Origin of the sequence: Streptococcus mitis SK1080 (assembly GCF_000220085.1) — a bacterium.
Lineage (GTDB): Bacteria > Bacillota > Bacilli > Lactobacillales > Streptococcaceae > Streptococcus > Streptococcus mitis_K.
Window position 1 is genome coordinate 1 of record NZ_AFQV01000019.1, and the last position, 19300, is coordinate 19300.

Here is a 19300-nt window from a genome sequence, read left to right on the forward strand (position 1 = left end):
ATACCATCTATAGCTTTAATATTTTCAAAAATATCTTCTGTAAGTGAGTAATTATTAGATACTAAAGCTAACATATGTGAAAATTCTTCCCAATAAGCAAGAGGTGCTTCTTTAATCTTAGCATACTCTTCATTTTTTTCCTTTGAACTATTAAATAATCCGTTAATAACTTTTTTATAAAAACTCATATTTTTCTCCTTTTAAAACATAAAATATCACTGTGAATACATCACAATAATTGGGTAGTTTTAATTGTTTTTTACACTGAATCATTTACGCCTGAGTTATAAAATAAAATGAAACAATAAACAGCATTATTTTTGTTAAAATTGTTTCATCAACCTTATTTAACAAAGAGCTTGTTGAAATCTATATTTTTAAGGACGTTTTCATCTCATTTTTTATTTAAAGTGCTATTTCACGCTACTTCACAATATGGCATGCCCAGCCATCATATTCCCCGTCAAATTCTTCTGCTAGATCCATAAGATACCAGACAGTTTCATCAATATCTTCAAAAGCATCTTCCCTGCCTATGACAAGTTCATATGGATGTTCCTTATCTATAGCTTCATTGTTGCTCAGATTTTCTGATGAAAGTTTTATAAAACCTTCTTCCATCACTTTGGCTAAAAAGGCTTCTCCATTTTCTTCTGTTGTAAAGCACAGGCAATGTTCGAGTACTCTCGGCACCATACTATCACCATTACTTTTAATATTCTCAATAAGCCTCATATTCATAATGCTTTGATATTCATATCTGTCAGGATACAGTCCATGAAAATACATGACCCAGTCCTTATCTTCAAATACTGCCAATGTATAGGCATAATCAGGGAAGTTTTCTGACATCATCTCAGAAATTTCATCGTAGTACCCCAACTCATTCTTAACATACGCAAAAATATGTGCCCGCTCATCGCATTTCACAACGCCTGCTAACATGTCTCCATGTTGTTCAATAATCTCTACTACAGCGTCTTCTATATCATATAAATATTCCCCTTCTTCTTTTGTGGGAAACCCGTTGTCATTAGCATTCTTATATAATATTTGTAAATGTAATCTTTTTGGGTAGTTTACAGTGAATTCAAAATCCCTAAGAGCTAAATTGGTTCGAACCACAGCCGGCAAGTCGTAAGCAAATGCATTGCATAGATAAATGCACCAGTCTTCGTCAATTTCGGCAGTTTCTTGATTGATTACTTTATCAGTAGCCACATTGGCTCTGAATGCTCTTTTTTCAATTTCTTCTTTACACTCTTTTACTACTTCCAACGCATTCTGTTCCTCAGGATCTAACTCCGCCCAACGCAAGGCATAAGGAATAGCTCTTTCTTCCTCATGAGTCAAATATTGATAGGCATACGCCATACGCATATTCCATTCAGCCTTATCTTTCCCCTCTTCTCTAACCGAATTCAAAATATCTATAGATTTTAATAAAAATTTATCGCCAATAAAACTAGGTGTTCCTTTATCATCATTGCCGACAATCACAAAGTTTTGATAGGCACGAGCAAGCTGATACCATACTTTGTAATCCCGTTCTTCCATAGGGATGTTTTCCAACGCTGTGATACATTCTGTATATTTATCTTCATCTATAAGCTTTTCTATATACGCAAAAAATTCTTTCCTGTTTTCTTTTTGATATTTCATAATTTACTCCTTATTTATCTTATTTTTACCAATTTCCTCAGTTTTCAAAAATATATTTTAACTCGTTAAAAATTAACGCATTTATGAACTGTCCATTGCTGTTTCTATTCTAGATTTTAAATATTTTTTGAGTTCTTGCATGTATTCTTTATAATTCTTTTCGGTAAAAATTAAAACTTATTTTTCTATTTCAATACCATTCAAATATGCAAATTTAATCATAATAGCTCCGGAAAATTCTGAATAATTCAAGTTAATGTTTTCTGGAGGTAGCATTTTCAATGATTCATAAAAGCTGATATACCTATTTCTTAATTTATTTTCCTTAAGAATTTTATTAAAATATTGCTGTGCTTTATTTTTTCCGCCAAAATAAAATATATAGTATAGCAAACTATCTGACATATAACTTCCCGATATAATTCTATCAATATTTACTTGGGTGTCCTCGAAATAATCAAATATTGGAATAATGTGTATTTTGATAAGCTCGCTTACTTCTTCCACAGTATATTTATAGCTTGCACCTGCAAGTTGCCACCACTCATACGGTTTTCTTGAGCTTAGTGAGCCTAAATCTCCACCATAGATAAAACCATTATTGATACCGGCCTTTTTCATTGATTTGGAGTAAATACCAATATGTGGAATAAATTCTACGCTGCACTTATAATTACGTCTGTTTGCTTGAAAAGATATTTCAAAGAAAATATCTTTATCTTTCGTAACTCTCTTTAATTTTTGACCTTTTGAAAGCACCTTAAAATCTGGGAAATGACTTGCTATTTCTTGCCAAGCCTCTTGACATAATTTTCTAGGATCCATAATTCTCTTTAACCTCTATCCTATCGTTTATCCAACATTAAAAATACAACACCACAAATTACAAGTAACAGTCCACATATTCCTATAAAGACTCTATATCCTTTCTCACCCCACACTTCAAAAATAAATGCGTGTCTTGCTTTATCTCCGCCTGTAGCTTGATACACCCATTTCCAATCTCTTATTGCACCGATTAAAAATATTAATCCGCCTGCTATCAGCACATACTGATAATATGCTTTTAACCATTCAAATACTTCATCCATATCGTTTGTCTATTTCCTCCATCAAGCATTTCTCTAATGATTTCTCTTTTTCACATGCTAAAGATTCTTCACTTAAGCACCTCTCAATTTTTTAGAATATTTTTTCTTTTTTAGCGCCGATTGTAAAAGCTCTCGTATTCTCCTTCAAATACAAACTTTTCAGGATGAGATTTGATGTAGTTTAGTTCGTTTTCTTCACCTTCATAATCGTAAATGAAATCATCGGCTTCACCTAAAATCTTAAAAAATTCCTCTCCGTATTTTTCTTCCAATATTTCTAGCATATGGTATCTTTCTTCTTTACCAAAAGATATTGTCCCACCACAATAGTCTACAACTTTTTGAAAATTACCTGCATATTCGTTCATTCCAAAATGTTTGAAACCTTTTATCGCATCTTCCCAAACTATCCCTGTAGGATTATATAAAAACTGGTAATGACCTCCATTACTTACTTCTGCAAAATACCAAGTAATGGCTAATAAATATCTTTGCTCTAAAGTGAAAGTCTGAGCTGATTGAATATACTCATCATATCCATCATAAATATTAATTGTTTCCCACATTGGATCAACAACATCAAAATAAAAGTTTTCATCTAAACTTTTAATATTTTCTATGGTAATCTTTACGTATGTTAATTTCTTTTCTGTTTCACCCATTTCAGTTGTCTCCTCTATATTTTCAAAATTCTTCTTTCGTTGGTTTCATATTTTACCTCTCGTAATTAATAAAATTATGCAAGTTCTAAGTCACAGATAACTCTTTTGGTATCCAGTTCGTCTATAGCAGTAATTTTTATATAATCAAATCCATTTCTCTTCACTTCTTCAAAAGAAACTTTTTCTTCGTTAATAGTTTCTGTGAAGTCATCTTCATCAAATTCAAAATCTTCTTTCTCTTCATCAAAATCAATGCTATAGGCAAAATCTATTTCAATTTTAGAGTTTGGAATTTCTAATTTAGAAAGTGGACGTTTTTTGATATCTTCTAAATTTATCTCATCACAGAACATAGGGTTGTATCCATATTTAGCTTCATCATAGAGTAAAATTTCTTTTCCTGTATGTATACATTTTGCTACTATCATGCAAGGATTGCTAATCTCATTTTTTTCATCATACATACCACAAATCATATGTTCTTCAAAAAGTGAACCAAAAAAATAAATTTCATACAGTTCGTTGGTATCTCCACTTTCTAAGTTGTTGCAAATACTAATACTTGTGAATGTATCATCTATATTTATTATGTTATGATTTTCTTCTTTAATATAAGTTGGTACTCTCATTTTGATTTCTCTCTTAATTTTACAATCGGCATTTTCTACTATTTCAATACTATCCCATTATTACTTATTCATCTTTCTTATAGTAACTGGGGTATAGAGGGTGTTCAAATAAACCATCATCAATCATTTTTTCAATCTTCGCCGGCAAATCAACTTTATATACTTTTTTATAAATAGCTGTGCTTAAACATTCAAATCCGCCTCCCGAAGAAGCATCGCCTAAAAAATTTTGAATTGATTCTATATCGGGATAATGATCAGGATTATGTAGATAACGCATATATTCCTCTAAAACTCGTCTAATGTATAGAAAGTCTTTCAGGTTCATTGTTATTTTTTCCTTATCAGAAATAGTATCTAATCCATATTCAACGATATCTTTTATATTTGTATATTTTATCATCTTTAAATTCAATACCTCTTTTTCTCCAAATAATTATCATATAAAATTGTTGTTTTAAATCGTTTATTTTTTTTACGTTATACACCATATCTCCGCTGTTCCAAACATACATAATTGCCGTCACTGGTCGTTTCCCATCTTCCCTCAGCCATCCTGTATATGTAGTTGTGTTGCCATAATAGCCTTCAATAATGATTTCAAATTCTGAGTTTGTATAATTGGTTGAGTTTGGAATAGTACGCTGTAGCTACTAAAACGTTTCTAGAAATTAATTTGACTTTCCTAATAGAGTTGTTCATATCTTATTTCAATCTACTATATATTCATCCATAAATTGTTGTAAACCAATAGACTTTCCATTGAAAGATCCTTCACCCAAGGTTTTGTTAAATATCAATACATCGCACATGTCAATATCACATTTTTTAAAACATATTTCACCAGGGTATGATTTTCTTTCACCTTCCACAAATTCATATATTTTATTAGACTTCCTACAAAACTAAAATCCTAGTTCACAGTTGATAATAGCAGCAACTAAATTCATTCGTAATCCGAAGCGTTTACGTCGATTTCGATAGGTTGTCGAAAACATTTTAAACGTTTTTACTTTGGCAAAAATATTCTCAACCTTGATTCTTTCTTTAGATAGCACATGATTATAGGATTTATCTTCAAGAGTTAGTTGCTTAAATTTGCTTGATTTTCTCGGAGTTTGCGCTTGTGAATACATCTTCATGAGCCCTTGATAACCACTGTCAGCCAAGATTTTACCAGCTTGTCCGATATTTCTACGACTCATTTTGAACAACTTCATATCGTGGCAATAGTTCACCGCAATATCCAAAGAAACAATTCCCCCTTGGCTTGTGACAATCGCCTGAACCTTCATAGCATGGCATTTCTTTTTACCAGAATAATTCTCTAATTGTTTTTTTAGGACGATTGATTTTTACCTCTGTTGCATCCACAATCACCGTATCCTCAGCACTAAGATGAGTTTTTGAAATCGTAAAGCCACTTTGAATAAGAGTTGCTTCAACCCATTGACTCCGACGGGTTAAGTTGCTTTCGTGAATGCCAAAATCAGCCACAATTTGTTCATAAGTGCGGTATTCTCGCGTGTATTGAAGAGTGGCCATAAGAATGTCTTCTAGGCTTAATTTAGGTTTTCGTCCACCTTTTTCGTGTTTAAGTTGATAAGCTGTTTTTAACACAGCTAACATCTCTTCAAAAGTAGTACGCTGAACACCAACAAGGCGCTTAAACCGAACATCAGTTAATTGTTTACTTGCTTCATAATTCTATTGTAACATATTTTTGTTTCGCAGGAAGTCTAGTGGATGAATGCCTTTTTAGAAGAGCTTTCACAAGTTTATCCAGATGATTATCTTTTACTTGTCATGGACAATGCTATATGGCATAAATCAAGTACCTTAAAGATTCCGAGTAATATTGGCTTTGCATTTATTCCTCCATACACACCAGAGATGAACCCCATTGAACAAGTGTGGAAAGAGATTCATAAACGTGGATTTAAGAATAAAGCCTTTCGAACTTTGGAAGATGTCATGAATCAACTTCAAGATGTCATACAAGGACTGGAGAAGGAAATGATAAAGTCCATCGTTAATCGGCGATGGACTAGAATGCTTTTTGAAAACAGATGAGTATAAGTTAGAACAAGGAAAACATTACAATGTAGCCATCCATTCACCTTGCAAAAAAACTTATCAGAATGCTGTTTTATCTTCTCAAAAACGAGCTACCCTTTGACGAACAAAAAGTGATGTAACTTCTGAATTTGACACAGGATTACCTTTGAAAAAATGGATTTTTTCAAAGGATTTTTGACGTGCTCTAAAATCAGCAAATTTGAAACAAGAAATATTTTAGATAAAACTATTGACTTTTCTTATAGTTTGTCTTTTTTAATCTTATATCTAAAATTTAATATTCATTTCTGCCATTTCAGATATATCTATTGAAAATACACTCTCTTCAGCGAATTTTCTCTTATTTTCTATCCAATGTCCGAAGTGCTGCCTGATAAGTTTGCTCCATTAGCATGGTAATGGTCATAGGACCTACACCTCCAGGAACTGGCGTAATATGGCTAGCAAGTGGGGCAACTGCCTCATAATCCACATCCCCACAGAGCTTACCATTTTCATCACGATTCATCCCAACGTCAATGACTACCGCACTAGGTTTCACAAAGTCAGCAGTCACAAACTTGGCGCGGCCGATTGCTACTACAAGAATATCTGCTTTAGCAGCCACCTTGGCAAGATTATGAGTTCGTGAGTGAGTCAAGGTCACTGTTGCATTCTTGGCCAAAAGAAGCTGGGCCATGGGTTTTCCAACGATATTGGAACGACCGATAACGACCGCATTTTTACCTTCCAAGTCAATCCCATATTCATGAAACATTTCCATAATTCCTGCAGGTGTTGATGGAATCATGACTGGATGTCCAGACCAAAGGCGTCCCATATTTAGAGGATGGAAACCATCCACATCCTTTTCTGGGTCAATAGCCAATAAAACCGCCTCTTCATCGATATGTTTTGGTAATGGTAACTGAACCAAAATCCCATGCCAAGCTGGATCTTGATTGTATTTGGCAATCAAGTCTAATAATTCCGCTTGGGTAATGGTATCTGGAACTCGCACTACTTCGCTACGGAAACCAGCCGCAAGAGCTGACCTCTCCTTGTTGCGAACGTAGACTTGGCTGGCTTGATTGTCCCCAACCAAAATCACTACCAAACCAGGCACTAGACCTGTTTCTTCCTTTAATTTTGTAGTCTTTTCAGCCAGCTGTCCTTGTAACTTAGCTGCCAGAGCCTTCCCATCAATAATCTGTGTCATATCACTTCTCTTTTCTTTCAAATATCTTCCATTATACCAAAAACTGCTAGTCCCCTCTAACACTTCTTTCCTAGGCTATCCTATAGTTTCAAACTATAAGAAAAAGCTCTGGTGGAGCTTTTCACTAATCTTGTCTTGAAATTTTAAAATAGATTATAAAACCTTACTCAAGAAGTCTTTAGTCCGTTGTTCTTGGGTTTGTTCAAAAATCTGCTCAGGTGTCCCATCTTCAACAACCACACCGTCGGCCATAAAGATAACACGGTCTGCCACCTCACGCGCAAATCCCATCTCATGTGTTACGATAACCATGGTCATTCCTGATTTGGCAAGGTCTTGCATAACAGCCAGCACCTCACCTACCATTTCAGGGTCCAGGGCTGAAGTCGGCTCGTCAAAAAGCAAAACATCTGGTTCCATAGCCAACCCACGCGCGATGGCAATCCGTTGTTGCTGGCCACCTGACAAACTCTGTGGATAAGCATCTGCCTTATCTGGCAAACCAACTTTTTCCAAAAGCTCTTGGGCTCTCTTCTCAGCAACAGCCTTGCTTTCACCTTTGGTCTTGATAGGTGACAAGGTGATATTTTCCATCACAGTCATATTAGGAAAGAGATTGAATTGTTGGAAAACCATCCCCATCTTCTCACGCATGGCAAACAGGTCATTCTTCTTGTCCGTAATATCGACTCCCTCAAAGATAACCTTCCCCTTGGTTGCTTCTTCCAACAAATTCATAGAGCGAAGCAAGGTAGATTTCCCGCTCCCTGAAGGACCGATGATAACGACAACTTCTCCTCTTTTAATCTCGAGGTTGATGCCCTTCAATACTTCATTCTTTCCAAATGATTTATGTAAATTTTCAATTTTTATCAAGGTTTCTGTCATTATTTCTTATCTCCTTGTCCCATACGTTTTTCAAAAGCTTTCAAGGCTACGGTCAAAATAGAGGTCATAATCAAGTAATAAAAGGCTGCAAATAAAAGTGGTGTTAAAGGTAGATAGGTTGTTGTAGAAACTGTTGTAGCCCCGTTCCACAACTCCATAACACCAATAGCTGATAAGAGGGAACTATCCTTGATAATAGTGATAAATTCGTTCCCCAATGCTGGCAAAATATTTTTGATTGCTTGTGGCAAAATCACATATCTCATAGCATTTTTAGGACGAATCCCTAGCGAATAAGCCGCTTCTAGCTGACCTTTTGGAACCGCATTGATTCCGGCACGAACAGTCTCAGAAACATAAGCACCACTGTTCATAGAGATAATCAAAATCCCTGGAATCAGACGAGAAAGATCAACACCTAAAATTCCAACCTGAATAGTCGGAGCATTGATGTGCATAAGAGCAAAGGCAATCATAATCTGAACCATCATCGGTGTCCCACGGAAAATCCAAACGTACAAGTTGGCGAGCCAAACAAGCGGTTTAAACTTTGAACGTTGCCCAAAAGCCAAGACAACACCCAAAATAGTTCCCAAAAAGACAACACAGATAGAAATGAGAACCGTCACAACAGCCCCATAGTTAAAATAAGGTAAATACTTAGGTAAAAAAGAAAAATTCATAGTCACACTGCTTTCTAAAATAGAGTACTGTATGATTATAACATGCATTGAATTAAAATTCAAATCTTTTATCCAATTTATTTAAAAATCTTTAAACTAGCAGAATTAGCGAGAAATCTTAGTTTTTTCTAGTCAAGTTGGCATCCTTTATGGTAAAATAGTAACGATAAGAAATGAAGGAGAATCAAAATGGAATCACATTTGGTTAGAATCATCAACCGCCTTGAAGCAATGGCAAAAGACGGCGGAAATTTAAAACGTAATTTTGAACGCGAAGGAGTTGTTGTTGCAGAAGTTGCATACAGCCACGACGAAGAAAACGGCTCAATCTTTACCCTTCGTGATGTCGAAGCTCGCGAAACTTATACGTTTGACAGCATTGACTTGATTGCAATGGAGATTTACGAACTCCTTTACTAATACAAAACAAGCTGGGATTACACCCTGCATGTCTAACCAAAATCCTTTTTGTCTCACAAATAGGATTTTTTTATAGTCCAAATTCAAAAAAATTTTCATTGTAACAACTTCTCAAAGCTGCAATCTTTTTACTTGCTTTACACCCCAATCCTGTTATAATGAGAGTATAGAAATTTGACTATTTTTGACCTTTAAACAGGTCAAGCTAAAGAAAGAAATGAGGTAGATGTATGCTTTGTCAAAACTGTAAAATCAACGACTCAACAATTCATCTTTACACCAATCTCAATGGAAAACAAAAACAAATTGACCTCTGTCAAAACTGCTACAAGATTATCAAAACAGATCCTAACAATAGTCTCTTTAAAGGCATGACGGATCTGAACAATCGTGACTTTGATCCCTTTGGCGATTTCTTCAATGACCTAAACAATTTCAGACCTTCTAACAACACTCCTCCTATTCCCCCAACCCAATCAGGTGGAGGTTACGGTGGAAACGGCGGTTATGGTTCCCAAAATCGTGGATCCGCTCAAACTCCGCCACCTAGCCAAGAAAAAGGGCTGCTGGAAGAATTTGGTATCAACGTAACTGAGATTGCCCGTCGTGGCGATATCGACCCCGTTATTGGGCGCGACGATGAGATTATCCGTGTCATCGAAATTCTCAATCGCAGAACCAAGAATAATCCTGTCCTTATCGGTGAACCAGGTGTCGGAAAAACTGCTGTTGTCGAAGGCCTAGCTCAGAAAATCGTCGATGGCGATGTTCCACATAAACTCCAAGGTAAACAAGTCATCCGTCTGGATGTGGTTAGCTTGGTGCAAGGAACGGGTATTCGTGGACAATTTGAAGAACGCATGCAAAAACTCATGGAAGAAATTCGCAAACGTGAGGACATTATCCTCTTTATCGATGAAATCCATGAAATTGTTGGTGCTGGTTCTGCGAGTGATGGTAATATGGACGCAGGAAATATCCTCAAGCCAGCCCTTGCTCGTGGGGAACTGCAACTGGTCGGCGCTACTACCCTCAATGAATACCGTATCATTGAAAAGGATGCTGCCCTAGAGCGTCGTATGCAGCCTGTTAAAGTCGATGAACCAACGGTGGACGAAACAATCACTATCCTCAAAGGGATTCAAAAGAAATACGAAGACTACCACCACGTTCAATATACCGATGCTGCGATTGAAGCAGCTGCAACTCTTTCCAATCGCTATATCCAAGATCGCTTCTTACCTGACAAGGCCATTGACCTCCTAGATGAAGCTGGTTCTAAGATGAACTTGACCTTGAATTTTGTCGATCCTAAAGTGATTGATCAACGCTTGATTGAGGCTGAAAATCTCAAGTCTCAAGCTACACGAGAAGAAGATTTTGAAAAAGCCGCCTACTTCCGTGACCAGATTGCCAAGTATAAGGAAATGCAAAAGAAAAAGGTCACAGACCAGGATACTCCAATCATCAGTGAGAAAACTATTGAGCACATTATCGAGCAGAAAACCAATATCCCTGTTGGTGATTTAAAAGAGAAAGAACAATCTCAACTCATCCATCTAGCCGAAGATCTCAAGTCTCATGTTATTGGACAGGACGATGCAGTCGATAAGATAGCTAAGGCTATTCGCCGTAATCGGGTTGGACTTGGTACCCCTAACCGCCCAATCGGAAGCTTCCTCTTCGTTGGGCCAACTGGTGTCGGTAAGACAGAACTTTCCAAACAACTAGCTATCGAACTCTTTGGTTCTGCTGATAGTATGATTCGCTTTGATATGAGTGAATACATGGAAAAACACAGTGTGGCTAAGTTGGTCGGCGCTCCTCCAGGTTATGTTGGCTATGACGAGGCTGGTCAATTAACTGAAAAAGTTCGCCGCAATCCATATTCTCTCATCCTTCTCGATGAAGTGGAAAAAGCTCACCCAGATGTTATGCACATGTTCCTTCAAGTCTTGGACGATGGTCGTTTGACAGATGGGCAAGGGCGTACCGTTAGCTTCAAGGATGCCATCATCATCATGACCTCAAATGCAGGTACAGGTAAAGCAGAAGCCAGCGTTGGATTTGGGGCTGCTAGAGAAGGACGTACCAACTCTGTTCTCGGTGAACTCGGTAACTTCTTTAGCCCAGAGTTTATGAACCGTTTTGATGGTATTATCGAATTTAAGGCTCTCAGCAAAGATAACCTCCTTCAGATTGTCGAGCTCATGCTAGCTGATGTTAACAAGCGCCTCTCTAGCAATAACATTCATTTAGATGTAACTGACAAGGTCAAGGAAAAGTTAGTTGACCTCGGTTATGATCCAAAAATGGGAGCACGCCCACTTCGCCGCACTATTCAAGACTATATTGAGGACGCAATCACTGACTACTACCTTGAAAATCCAAGCGAAAAAGACCTCAAGGCAGTTATGACCAGCAAGGGCAAGATTCAAATTAAATCTGCCAAAAAAGCTGAAGTAAAGACTTCTGAAAAAGAAGTATAAATCCTATAGAAAGGGAGTAGAAAATGAAAATTTTCTGCTCCTTTTTTACTAAAATAACTGTAATTTCTTGACAGCTTGCTCTTTGTCCATTATGATAATAATAACGATACTAGATAATGAGGAAAATGCAATGGCAAACCCAACTTTCGGAGAAAAAAAAGCGAATACAGACTATGTTGCACGCTATGGAGTGTATGCAGTTATCCCTGACGCTGAACAAAAACAAATAGTTTTAGTTCAAGCTCCTAATGGTGCTTGGTTCTTACCAGGTGGCGAAATTGAATCAGGTGAAAATCATCAGGAAGCTCTAAAGCGTGAATTGATTGAAGAGCTTGGTTTCACAGCTGAAATTGGTACTTATTACGGACAAGCTGACGAATATTTCTACTCTCGTCATCGTGACACCTACTACTACAATCCTGCCTACCTCTATGAAGCGACTTCTTTCAAAGAAGTTCAAAAACCACTAGAAGACTTTAATCATATTGCTTGGTTCCCTATTGATGAGGCTATTGAAAATCTCAAACGTGGTAGCCATAAATGGGCCATCCAATCTTGGAAAAAACAGCATAAGATTGGCTAATACTCTTCGAAAATCTCTTCAAACCACGTCAGCGTCGCTTTACCGTAGATATGGTCACTGACTTCGTCAGTCTTATCTACAACCTCAAAACTGTGTTTTGAGCAGCCTACGGCTAGCTTACTAGTTTGCTCTTTGATTTTCATTGAGTATAAATCAAGCGACTTTATTCAAAAAGTGCTATAATAGAATTAGAAAATCGGAGGAAATATTATGAAGCTTATCAATACGACAAACTCACACTCGCAACTTGTAAAAAGTCAGCTAGAAAGTACCGATGCAACCCTTGTTGAGGTTTATTCTGCGGGGAATACAGATGTTATTTTTACCCAAGCGCCGCTTCACTATGAAATCCTCATCTCAAACAAACACCGTGCTATTCGTGAACCTGAAATCGAAACCATTCAAGAGTTTTTCTTGAAACGTAAAATTGATAAGGACTCTATTGATGAAGCCAATATCAAGACACTCTACTCAGAGAAATTAATTGGGATTTCTATTCCAATCAAATAAAGAAGTTGAGTAAAAACTCGATTTGAGAAAAAATCCAGTAAGTCTTTCCACAATAAAACGCATAGTATCAAGTTTTTCATGAACTGCTATTATGCGTTTTTATCATTTTGAATCCTTTTGCTCACGATATTACTATAGAAAAAGATTTGATTCTGCTTTTCACACAATCAAATCTTTTTCTTTTATTAAAAACGAATCGTTTCACGTGTTTTCTCATATGAGGTAACAAAGCGATTGGTTACACCAGGCTCTGCCACTTCTAATGCTTGAGAAATCTTGTCAAATGAAGCGTGATAATCAAATTCTTTTTCAAAAATCTCTAAAGCTTCGTTAAATGCTTCTTGAATGCGTTCATCAAATGAGCGATAGCGGTTAGAATATTGTAATAATTGCTCTGTCAAGGTTGCATATTGTACAATATTATAAGTTTCCGTTTCTAAAGCTTCCATATCATTCGTTGCAATTTCAAGAACTCGGGTAACAGATTCAATGTTAATCATTTTCTGTTCTAACTCAACCATTAAATCCTCGGTATTATTGCTTGCCGTAAAGAATAACTTCAAGAAAGTTTGTGGAATACCTGGCAGATTGCGTTTTTCCATGTATCGCTTGATAGTATGGAGACGATTGACATAAACATTTGCCTTTTGACGTGCATTGATATCATCTTTCTCAATTTGTGTCAGGCGCTCACTAACTGAAATTTGCTCATCTTCAATATCTTTTAGTTGAGTTTGTAAATCCTCAAGATTTTCTTCAAGAACTGAATAAGCTTGGGTTGGTTCTTCTTGATTTGAAGTTACCTCAACAATAGCTGCCTCAAAACTCTCTAATTCTGTCTGAATACGACGAACATGGCTTGCAGCTGTCTCAGGAAGTAAATAGGTCTTGCTCAAACGTGCAATATCTTCTCCCAATAAAGTATTATTCTCTTTCATATGTTGAAGGTAAGTTGGAAGAGTTGCAAGTAGATTCTCCACTACTTTCTGAGCAGCAATTTCTCGAGTAAAAATATCATACAAGGCATTGATTTCCTCTTGTGCCTGTCCATTCTCATATTCGGCATTATCCAATTCCAACTGACGAATATTCTCTTGGTTTTTCTTGAATGCTTCATAAAGCAAGTGGAAACGCGCTTCAATATCCGTTTCAACAAAATGATAATTAGCATCTAAGAGCTTACGATAACCATCTTCTAAATCTTCTAGTTGATCTGGTAGCTCTTTAGATAATGTTGTTACAATTGCTGGTATACGATCAACAATATGTGTCAAAGCCAAGATATGATTTTCAGCATTATCCAAAATCACAGCAGCTTCTACTGGGTCACCCGATGAATTCAAGGTTACAAATTGTGAAAATTCAGATTGGATATTTTCTAATTGTTTTTCAATTTCATCCGAGGCTTGACCATACTGTTCTGAATTTTCAGCAACTCTATGCTGAAGTTCCTCAAATAAATCCAAAGCATGAAGAACACGACCACTATTTTTAGATTCTTGCTTCTCTAAGTCTGCCAAAGCATTGCGAATTTCAGTAATATCTTCTTCAATCAAAGTAATTTGACTCTCAATTTGATCAATTTGATGACTGGCCTTGAGAAAACGAAATGAATGGTTATAGCCTTCTGCTTCAAAGAGATTATTTTCAATATCGGCAAAAGAGTTGAGAGATAAATCGACCCATTTTTGATTCCATTCACGGAAAGCCACTTGACTTTGTCCAATCAAGTGCATATTTTTTACAGCTTCTACTTCATCATTTACTGGAAGATTGTATAGTTCTTCTTTTCTTTCTTCTAGCGCCTCTAATCTTCCCTCGTTTCGCTTACGTAGAAAGATCGCCACTACATAAGCCAGAACTAAAACGACTGCAATTGCAACCATTAAATAAATTAGTTGTCCATTAGACATATCAAACTCCTTTTTTACTTGAAACAATCGTAATGATTATATCATATTTTTTAGACCAAGGGAACTACTTCTCCCGATTTTTTAGACATCAAGTGTACTATAGACGGCATTTTCTTCGATAAACTCACGACGAGGTTCTACTCGATCCCCCATCAACATGTCAAAGATTTTATCTGCTTCTGCAGCATCGTCCACAGAAACTCTAGCCATCAAGCGATGTTCGGGATCCATGGTTGTTTCCCACAACTGATGATCATCCATTTCACCTAGCCCCTTATAACGCTGAATAGTCGGTTTGGTACGACCTTCACTATAACGGGCTAAAGCTTCTTGGAGTTTGATTTCTTGATCTGCACCCGGCTGAATATATTCTTTAATCTCGCTTCCAACCTTGACACCATAGATTGGTGGTTGGGCAATATAAACATAACCAGCTTCTAGGATTGGTTTCATATAACGATAAATCAAGGTCAAAAGAAGGGTACGAATGTGGGCTCCATCGACATCGGCATCGGTCATCAAAACGAGTTTTTGGTAACGGGCTTTCGAAACATCAAATTCTGCGCCAAATCCTGTTCCCATGGCTGTGAAAAGACTACGAATTTCTTCGTTAGCAAGAATCTTATCCATGCTAGCTTTTTCAACGTTCAAAATTTTACCGCGAATTGGAAGGATAGCCTGAAACTCACGGTTACGACCAGATTTAGCTGATCCACCAGCTGAATCTCCTTCAACGATGAAGAGTTCTGTTTCAGCAGGATTGTTAGAAGAACAGTCTGCTAGTTTCCCTGGAAGGTTGGAAATTTCCAAACCAGATTTTTTACGAGTGACTTCACGCGCACGCTTGGCAGCCACACGAGCTTTGGCAGCCAAAATCCCTTTTTCCACGATACGTTTGGCAATCTGTGGATTTTCCATGAGGAAATCGGAGAAGGCATCACTGAAGAGGCGATTGGTAATCTTGACCACTTCGCTATTCCCCAGTTTGGTCTTAGTTTGTCCTTCAAACTGTGGATTTGGGTGTTTAACTGAGATAACTGCAGTTAATCCTTCGCGAACATCTTCCCCTGTCAGGTTGTCTTCATTGTCTTTTAGTAACTTATTCTTACGAGCATAATCGTTGATAACACGTGTCAAGGCTGTACGGAAACCTTGTTCATGCGTTCCACCTTCATGAGTATGAATATTGTTAGCGAAACTCATGACATTTTCATGGTAACCAGTTGTGTACTGCATGGCTACCTCAACTGTGATATCATCCATCTCACCATCTGTATAGATTGGTGTATCAAAGATAACATCCTTATTCTCATTGATATATTCAACGTAACTAGCAATCCCACCTTCATAGTGATAGTGTTTGGTTTGTTCCAAACCTTGGCGCTTATCAGTGATAGAAATTTGAAGACCGCGATTTAGAAAGGCCAACTCTTGAATGCGTTTATTTAATTTATCGAAATCAAAGGTTGTTGTTTCGGTGAAGATTTCTGGATCTGGTGTGAAATGAACCGTTGTTCCAGTTCTATCTGTATCCCCAACCACCTCAAGGTCTGCGACAACATGACCACGACGGTATTCTTGGTAATGAATCTTACCGTTTTTGTGGACATGGACGTCTAATTGAGTGGAAAGAGCATTAACGACTGATGATCCTACTCCGTGAAGACCACCTGAAACCTTGTATCCGCCACCGCCGAACTTTCCTCCAGCGTGAAGGACTGTAAAGACGGTCTCAACAGCAGGACGGCCTGTTTTTTCCTGAATATCGACTGGGATACCACGCCCATCATCGACAACAGTAATCGAATCATCTGGCTCAATAAAAACTTGAATATGGCTGGCAAATCCTGCCAGGGCCTCATCAATTGAGTTATCAACAATTTCCCAGACTAGATGGTGAAGACCTTCTTTTGAGGTTGATCCAATGTACATCCCTGGACGCATACGAACAGCCTCTAAGCCCTCTAAAACTTGAATTTGACTGGCATCATAATCCTGTGCCTGCAGATTTTTGATTTCTTCTGTCATCTTATTCCTTTTTCTTATATGTCTAATACTTGTCTTAAATTCACGATACTGGTAAACAAGTGGGTATCGAGTCTTGCAGCTTGACCTGCTTCGATATCAATCGGTCGATCACCAATGACAAGACCAGAGCCAATCTGATATTTTTCTCTTAAATAAATCATAGACTCAGGATTTGGCTTTCTCTTAAAACCTGAGCTAGAAGTCACTACTTCCGTAAAATAGGTTGCTATAGAAGTTTTTTCTAAAATTTCTAAGACCTGATTATTTCGATGAGAGACCAAAAAATGACAGCCACCTTGATTTGAAATGTCTTCCAATAATTCAGAAACTCCTTCAAACAAAATCGGGTGTTCAAGCTCTCTGGCTTCATTTTCCTTGTATTTTTCTAAAAAATTCTCTAAATTGGGAGCGAATGTCTCAATCGCAAAATCAGTAGAAACCTTTAAAGCTTGATAGACACTGTCATGGTCTTGTGTGATGCCATACAGTGCCAATGTTTCAACAAATGCAGCTGTTGACGTTTCATAATTATCCAGTAAAGTTCCACCTAAATCCCAGATATAATCGTGATATTTCATACCCTTCATTATAGCATTTTTTTATGAAAAAAGCGATGATTTCCCTGATTTTTCCACATAAAAAACGAGAGTTTGACTCCCGTTTTACTGATTTTTACAAAAGACATCTCGATAGAGCATTCCTGTTCGTAAACTCTCTGCGTCTCCTCCTAGTTGGTCCACCAACTCGTAGGCAAAGGCAAGGGCTGTAGAGGGACCTCGACTAGTTATCAATTGACCATCTACCACTACTGTTTCCTTGATATATTGACCATCAAAGATTTGCTCTTGAACACCGTCATAACAAGTGTATTCCTTGTTTTTCAATAGCCCTGCTTGATTGAGCGCAATTGGCGCCGCACAAATGGCCGCCAGTTTCTTCCCTTCTTGTTCGAAGTTTTGCAATTCTTGAATCAAGGCCTGATTATCACGTAAATGTGCAGAACCAGGCATCCCTCCAGGAAGGACAATCATGTCATAGTCTGATAAATCACCATCAAAGACACGATCTGCTCTTACTTGGATTGCGTGCGAGCCTGTCACTTGCTCTTCAAATCCTACCATATCACAAGTAATATTTGCACGACGCAAAACATCCACAACTGTCAAAGCTTCAATTTCTTCAAAGCCCTGAGCTAACATAACGGCTACTTTAACCATGATTTTCTCCTTATTTGATTCGTTTTAATACAACCTTTTTCCTCTTGAATCGGACTTTTCCACTCTTTTCTTCAGCTAGATTGGTTTGATAACTCATCGATAAAAGCAAGCCAACACCGATCAAATTACTGATAATAGCCGATCCTCCTTGCGAAATAAAAGGCAAGGGAATCCCCGTCAAAGGAAGTAGGCCAGTCACAGCACCGATATTCTCAAAGATGTGGAAGAGTAACATCATAATCAAACCAGTGGAAATATAGGTGTAGAACTGATTATTTGATTTAAGAGTAATCTTCAACATACGATAAATCAACATGAGATAAATGGCAATAACAAGGACAGAGCCAATAAAGCCAAAATCTTCTGCAATGACCGTGAAAATCATATCTGACTCACGAACTGGAATAAGCAGATTCGAAGCATTAAAACCTTGACCAAACAAGCCACCACTCCCAATGGCAATCTGTCCTTGAGCCTGTTGGTAAGTGGTTGTTTGGGCAAAATCAAAAGGATTGAGCCAAGCCAAAATACGGTTGATTTGGTAGGTCGGCATTCCCAGTTGATGGAGAAAAGCCCGGCCGTCCTTGCTGATAAAAATAGCTAAGAAACCAGCAATTCCTGTTACAGCAGTCACAAATACTGGGATAATAATTTTCCAAGAAACTCCTGATAGCAAGACGATTCCTGAGAAAATGGCTACAAAAACCAAAGCCGTCCCTAAGTCACTTTGAAGTGCCAAAAGAACTAGGACTGGAATGGTAAAGAGAATCATCCAGAAAATCAACAAGAAGTCCAGCGGAACTGTGCGTCTCCATTCCTTATGTTTTTTGGTAAACTGGACAATCACACGGGCCAACATGAGGATATAGGATATCTTCATAAATTCTGACGGCTGAAACAAGGTAACACCATTTACCGATACCCAGTTTTTGGCACCCGTTGATGCAACTAAGCTTGGATTATAAAAGACAATCGGCAAGACCATAAGTCCCAAGCCTAACATATATAGAAAAGGGGTCACTTTCCAAAGAAATTCTGTATTAAAGAGCATGACGATAAAACCAATCACAAGCCCCAAGGCTATCCAGGCTACCTGCTGCCCTAAAATGGGAAGAATATTGTTTGGATAATCATGACTAACAGCTATATAGATAGCCACCACGCCAATAACCAGTAGAAAAAATACTGGCAATAGCAAACTATAATCGACTCTAGAGTCGAGAGAACGTTTCATATACACTAACCTTA

At 37.5% G+C, this 19300-nt stretch carries 20 protein-coding genes and 2 pseudogenes; 5 read left to right on the forward strand and 17 right to left on the reverse strand.

Going from position 1 to position 19300, the window contains the following annotated elements; genetic code table 11:
- From HMPREF9957_RS07555 to HMPREF9957_RS12650, 8 genes and pseudogenes are all read right to left on the reverse strand, one after another.
- A partial coding sequence (locus tag HMPREF9957_RS07555; RefSeq protein WP_000011712.1) for a hypothetical protein occupies positions 1-188 on the reverse strand: 188 nt, incomplete at its 3' end.
- Between the two features lie 235 nt (positions 189-423).
- Complete coding sequence (locus tag HMPREF9957_RS07560; RefSeq protein WP_000877070.1) at positions 424-1662, reverse strand: DUF695 domain-containing protein; 1239 nt, start codon at positions 1660-1662, stop codon at positions 424-426.
- A gap of 177 nt (positions 1663-1839) precedes the next feature.
- Positions 1840-2487: a DUF4304 domain-containing protein gene (locus HMPREF9957_RS07565; protein WP_000371471.1), complete on the reverse strand. Its 648-nt coding sequence runs from the start codon at positions 2485-2487 to the stop codon at positions 1840-1842.
- A 20-nt stretch (positions 2488-2507) separates the two neighbouring features.
- Positions 2508-2753, reverse strand: coding sequence for an immunity 17 family protein (locus HMPREF9957_RS0102420; RefSeq protein ID WP_000344631.1), 246 nt, complete (start codon positions 2751-2753; stop codon positions 2508-2510).
- Positions 2754-2863: 110 nt separating this feature from the next.
- On the reverse strand, positions 2864-3415 hold the full coding sequence (locus HMPREF9957_RS07570) for a DMP19 family protein (RefSeq protein ID WP_004242428.1): 552 nt from the start codon (positions 3413-3415) through the stop codon (positions 2864-2866).
- 74 nt (positions 3416-3489) lie between these two features.
- A complete protein-coding gene (locus HMPREF9957_RS07575) occupies positions 3490-4044 on the reverse strand; it encodes a hypothetical protein (protein WP_001265860.1) in 555 nt (184 codons plus the stop codon).
- A 64-nt stretch (positions 4045-4108) separates the two neighbouring features.
- Positions 4109-4447, reverse strand: a complete 339-nt coding sequence (locus HMPREF9957_RS07580) for a hypothetical protein (protein ID WP_000599123.1) — start codon at positions 4445-4447, stop codon at positions 4109-4111.
- A 502-nt stretch (positions 4448-4949) separates the two neighbouring features.
- Positions 4950-5751, reverse strand: a pseudogene (locus HMPREF9957_RS12650) (IS5 family transposase); the annotation flags it as partial.
- A gap of 36 nt (positions 5752-5787) precedes the next feature.
- On the opposite strand from HMPREF9957_RS12650, the pseudogene HMPREF9957_RS07595 reads away from it, so the two are divergent.
- A pseudogene (locus HMPREF9957_RS07595) lies at positions 5788-6117 on the forward strand (transposase); the annotation flags it as partial.
- Between the two features lie 346 nt (positions 6118-6463).
- Here HMPREF9957_RS07595 and HMPREF9957_RS07605 read toward each other — a convergent pair.
- From HMPREF9957_RS07605 to HMPREF9957_RS07615, 3 genes are all read right to left on the reverse strand, one after another.
- Positions 6464-7321, reverse strand: coding sequence for a bifunctional methylenetetrahydrofolate dehydrogenase/methenyltetrahydrofolate cyclohydrolase (locus HMPREF9957_RS07605; protein WP_000192105.1), 858 nt, complete (start codon positions 7319-7321; stop codon positions 6464-6466).
- A gap of 153 nt (positions 7322-7474) precedes the next feature.
- Positions 7475-8209, reverse strand: coding sequence for an amino acid ABC transporter ATP-binding protein (locus tag HMPREF9957_RS07610; protein ID WP_000140954.1), 735 nt, complete (start codon positions 8207-8209; stop codon positions 7475-7477).
- Positions 8209-8892, reverse strand: a complete 684-nt coding sequence (locus HMPREF9957_RS07615; RefSeq protein ID WP_001011642.1) for an amino acid ABC transporter permease — start codon at positions 8890-8892, stop codon at positions 8209-8211. The genes HMPREF9957_RS07610 and HMPREF9957_RS07615 overlap by 1 nt, the downstream gene beginning before the upstream one ends.
- 189 nt (positions 8893-9081) lie before the next feature.
- Here HMPREF9957_RS07615 and HMPREF9957_RS07620 point away from each other — a divergent pair, with 189 nt between their 5' ends.
- The 3 genes from HMPREF9957_RS07620 to HMPREF9957_RS07630 all read left to right on the forward strand — a co-directional run bounded on the left by HMPREF9957_RS07620 (position 9082) and on the right by HMPREF9957_RS07630 (position 12384).
- Entirely contained in the window at positions 9082-9312 is a 231-nt protein-coding gene (locus HMPREF9957_RS07620) for a DUF1797 family protein (protein ID WP_000443570.1), read from the forward strand.
- A gap of 230 nt (positions 9313-9542) precedes the next feature.
- Entirely contained in the window at positions 9543-11801 is a 2259-nt protein-coding gene (locus HMPREF9957_RS07625) for an ATP-dependent Clp protease ATP-binding subunit (RefSeq protein ID WP_000882500.1), read from the forward strand.
- 130 nt (positions 11802-11931) lie between these two features.
- Complete coding sequence (locus HMPREF9957_RS07630) at positions 11932-12384, forward strand: NUDIX hydrolase (RefSeq protein WP_000013080.1); 453 nt, start codon at positions 11932-11934, stop codon at positions 12382-12384.
- Here HMPREF9957_RS07630 and HMPREF9957_RS13580 read toward each other — a convergent pair.
- Positions 12381-12527, reverse strand: coding sequence for a hypothetical protein (locus HMPREF9957_RS13580; RefSeq protein ID WP_000693565.1), 147 nt, complete (start codon positions 12525-12527; stop codon positions 12381-12383). The two genes, HMPREF9957_RS07630 and HMPREF9957_RS13580, sit on opposite strands and share 4 nt — an antisense overlap.
- Positions 12528-12594: 67 nt before the next feature.
- Here HMPREF9957_RS13580 and HMPREF9957_RS07640 point away from each other — a divergent pair, with 67 nt between their 5' ends.
- Entirely contained in the window at positions 12595-12894 is a 300-nt protein-coding gene (locus HMPREF9957_RS07640; RefSeq protein WP_000767194.1) for a DUF1827 family protein, read from the forward strand.
- Between the two features lie 185 nt (positions 12895-13079).
- Here HMPREF9957_RS07640 and ezrA read toward each other — a convergent pair whose 3' ends face one another.
- The 5 genes from ezrA to HMPREF9957_RS07665 form a co-directional block, all read right to left on the reverse strand.
- Positions 13080-14807 (reverse strand): septation ring formation regulator EzrA, encoded by a 1728-nt coding sequence (gene ezrA, locus HMPREF9957_RS07645; protein ID WP_000064837.1) that lies wholly within the window; start codon positions 14805-14807, stop codon positions 13080-13082.
- Positions 14808-14888: 81 nt separating this feature from the next.
- Positions 14889-16835 (reverse strand): DNA topoisomerase (ATP-hydrolyzing) subunit B, encoded by a 1947-nt coding sequence (gyrB, locus tag HMPREF9957_RS07650; RefSeq protein ID WP_000134049.1) that lies wholly within the window; start codon positions 16833-16835, stop codon positions 14889-14891.
- 14 nt (positions 16836-16849) lie between these two features.
- Positions 16850-17413 (reverse strand): HAD family hydrolase, encoded by a 564-nt coding sequence (locus tag HMPREF9957_RS07655; RefSeq protein ID WP_004242432.1) that lies wholly within the window; start codon positions 17411-17413, stop codon positions 16850-16852.
- 84 nt (positions 17414-17497) lie between these two features.
- The gene (locus tag HMPREF9957_RS07660; RefSeq protein ID WP_000241402.1) at positions 17498-18052 is read right to left on the reverse strand and encodes a DJ-1 family glyoxalase III; all 555 of its coding nucleotides are present in this window, start codon (positions 18050-18052) and stop codon (positions 17498-17500) included.
- Between the two features lie 10 nt (positions 18053-18062).
- On the reverse strand, positions 18063-19286 hold the full coding sequence (locus HMPREF9957_RS07665) for an FtsW/RodA/SpoVE family cell cycle protein (RefSeq protein ID WP_000830652.1): 1224 nt from the start codon (positions 19284-19286) through the stop codon (positions 18063-18065).
- Between the last annotated feature and the right edge of the window lie 14 nt (positions 19287-19300).

Bases quoted from the DNA above. Each gene is read 5' to 3' on its own strand.
- HMPREF9957_RS07580 (WP_000599123.1), bottom strand. From the start codon at position 4,447: ATGATAAAATATACAAATATAAAAGATATCGTTGAATATGGATTAGAT.
- HMPREF9957_RS07625 (WP_000882500.1), top strand. From the start codon at position 9,543: ATGCTTTGTCAAAACTGTAAAATCAACGACTCAACAATTCATCTTTAC.
- HMPREF9957_RS07655 (WP_004242432.1), bottom strand. From the start codon at position 17,413: ATGAAATATCACGATTATATCTGGGATTTAGGTGGAACTTTACTGGAT.
- HMPREF9957_RS13580 (WP_000693565.1), bottom strand. From the start codon at position 12,527: ATGAAAATCAAAGAGCAAACTAGTAAGCTAGCCGTAGGCTGCTCAAAA.
- HMPREF9957_RS07615 (WP_001011642.1), bottom strand. From the start codon at position 8,892: ATGAATTTTTCTTTTTTACCTAAGTATTTACCTTATTTTAACTATGGG.
- HMPREF9957_RS07560 (WP_000877070.1), bottom strand. From the start codon at position 1,662: ATGAAATATCAAAAAGAAAACAGGAAAGAATTTTTTGCGTATATAGAA.
- HMPREF9957_RS07640 (WP_000767194.1), top strand. From the start codon at position 12,595: ATGAAGCTTATCAATACGACAAACTCACACTCGCAACTTGTAAAAAGT.
- HMPREF9957_RS07570 (WP_004242428.1), bottom strand. From the start codon at position 3,415: ATGGGTGAAACAGAAAAGAAATTAACATACGTAAAGATTACCATAGAA.
- HMPREF9957_RS07630 (WP_000013080.1), top strand. From the start codon at position 11,932: ATGGCAAACCCAACTTTCGGAGAAAAAAAAGCGAATACAGACTATGTT.
- HMPREF9957_RS07605 (WP_000192105.1), bottom strand. From the start codon at position 7,321: ATGACACAGATTATTGATGGGAAGGCTCTGGCAGCTAAGTTACAAGGA.
- HMPREF9957_RS07620 (WP_000443570.1), top strand. From the start codon at position 9,082: ATGGAATCACATTTGGTTAGAATCATCAACCGCCTTGAAGCAATGGCA.
- gyrB (WP_000134049.1), bottom strand. From the start codon at position 16,835: ATGACAGAAGAAATCAAAAATCTGCAGGCACAGGATTATGATGCCAGT.
- HMPREF9957_RS07610 (WP_000140954.1), bottom strand. From the start codon at position 8,209: ATGACAGAAACCTTGATAAAAATTGAAAATTTACATAAATCATTTGGA.
- HMPREF9957_RS0102420 (WP_000344631.1), bottom strand. From the start codon at position 2,753: ATGGATGAAGTATTTGAATGGTTAAAAGCATATTATCAGTATGTGCTG.
- HMPREF9957_RS07660 (WP_000241402.1), bottom strand. From the start codon at position 18,052: ATGGTTAAAGTAGCCGTTATGTTAGCTCAGGGCTTTGAAGAAATTGAA.
- HMPREF9957_RS07565 (WP_000371471.1), bottom strand. From the start codon at position 2,487: ATGGATCCTAGAAAATTATGTCAAGAGGCTTGGCAAGAAATAGCAAGT.
- ezrA (WP_000064837.1), bottom strand. From the start codon at position 14,807: ATGTCTAATGGACAACTAATTTATTTAATGGTTGCAATTGCAGTCGTT.
- HMPREF9957_RS07665 (WP_000830652.1), bottom strand. From the start codon at position 19,286: ATGAAACGTTCTCTCGACTCTAGAGTCGATTATAGTTTGCTATTGCCA.
- HMPREF9957_RS07575 (WP_001265860.1), bottom strand. From the start codon at position 4,044: ATGAGAGTACCAACTTATATTAAAGAAGAAAATCATAACATAATAAAT.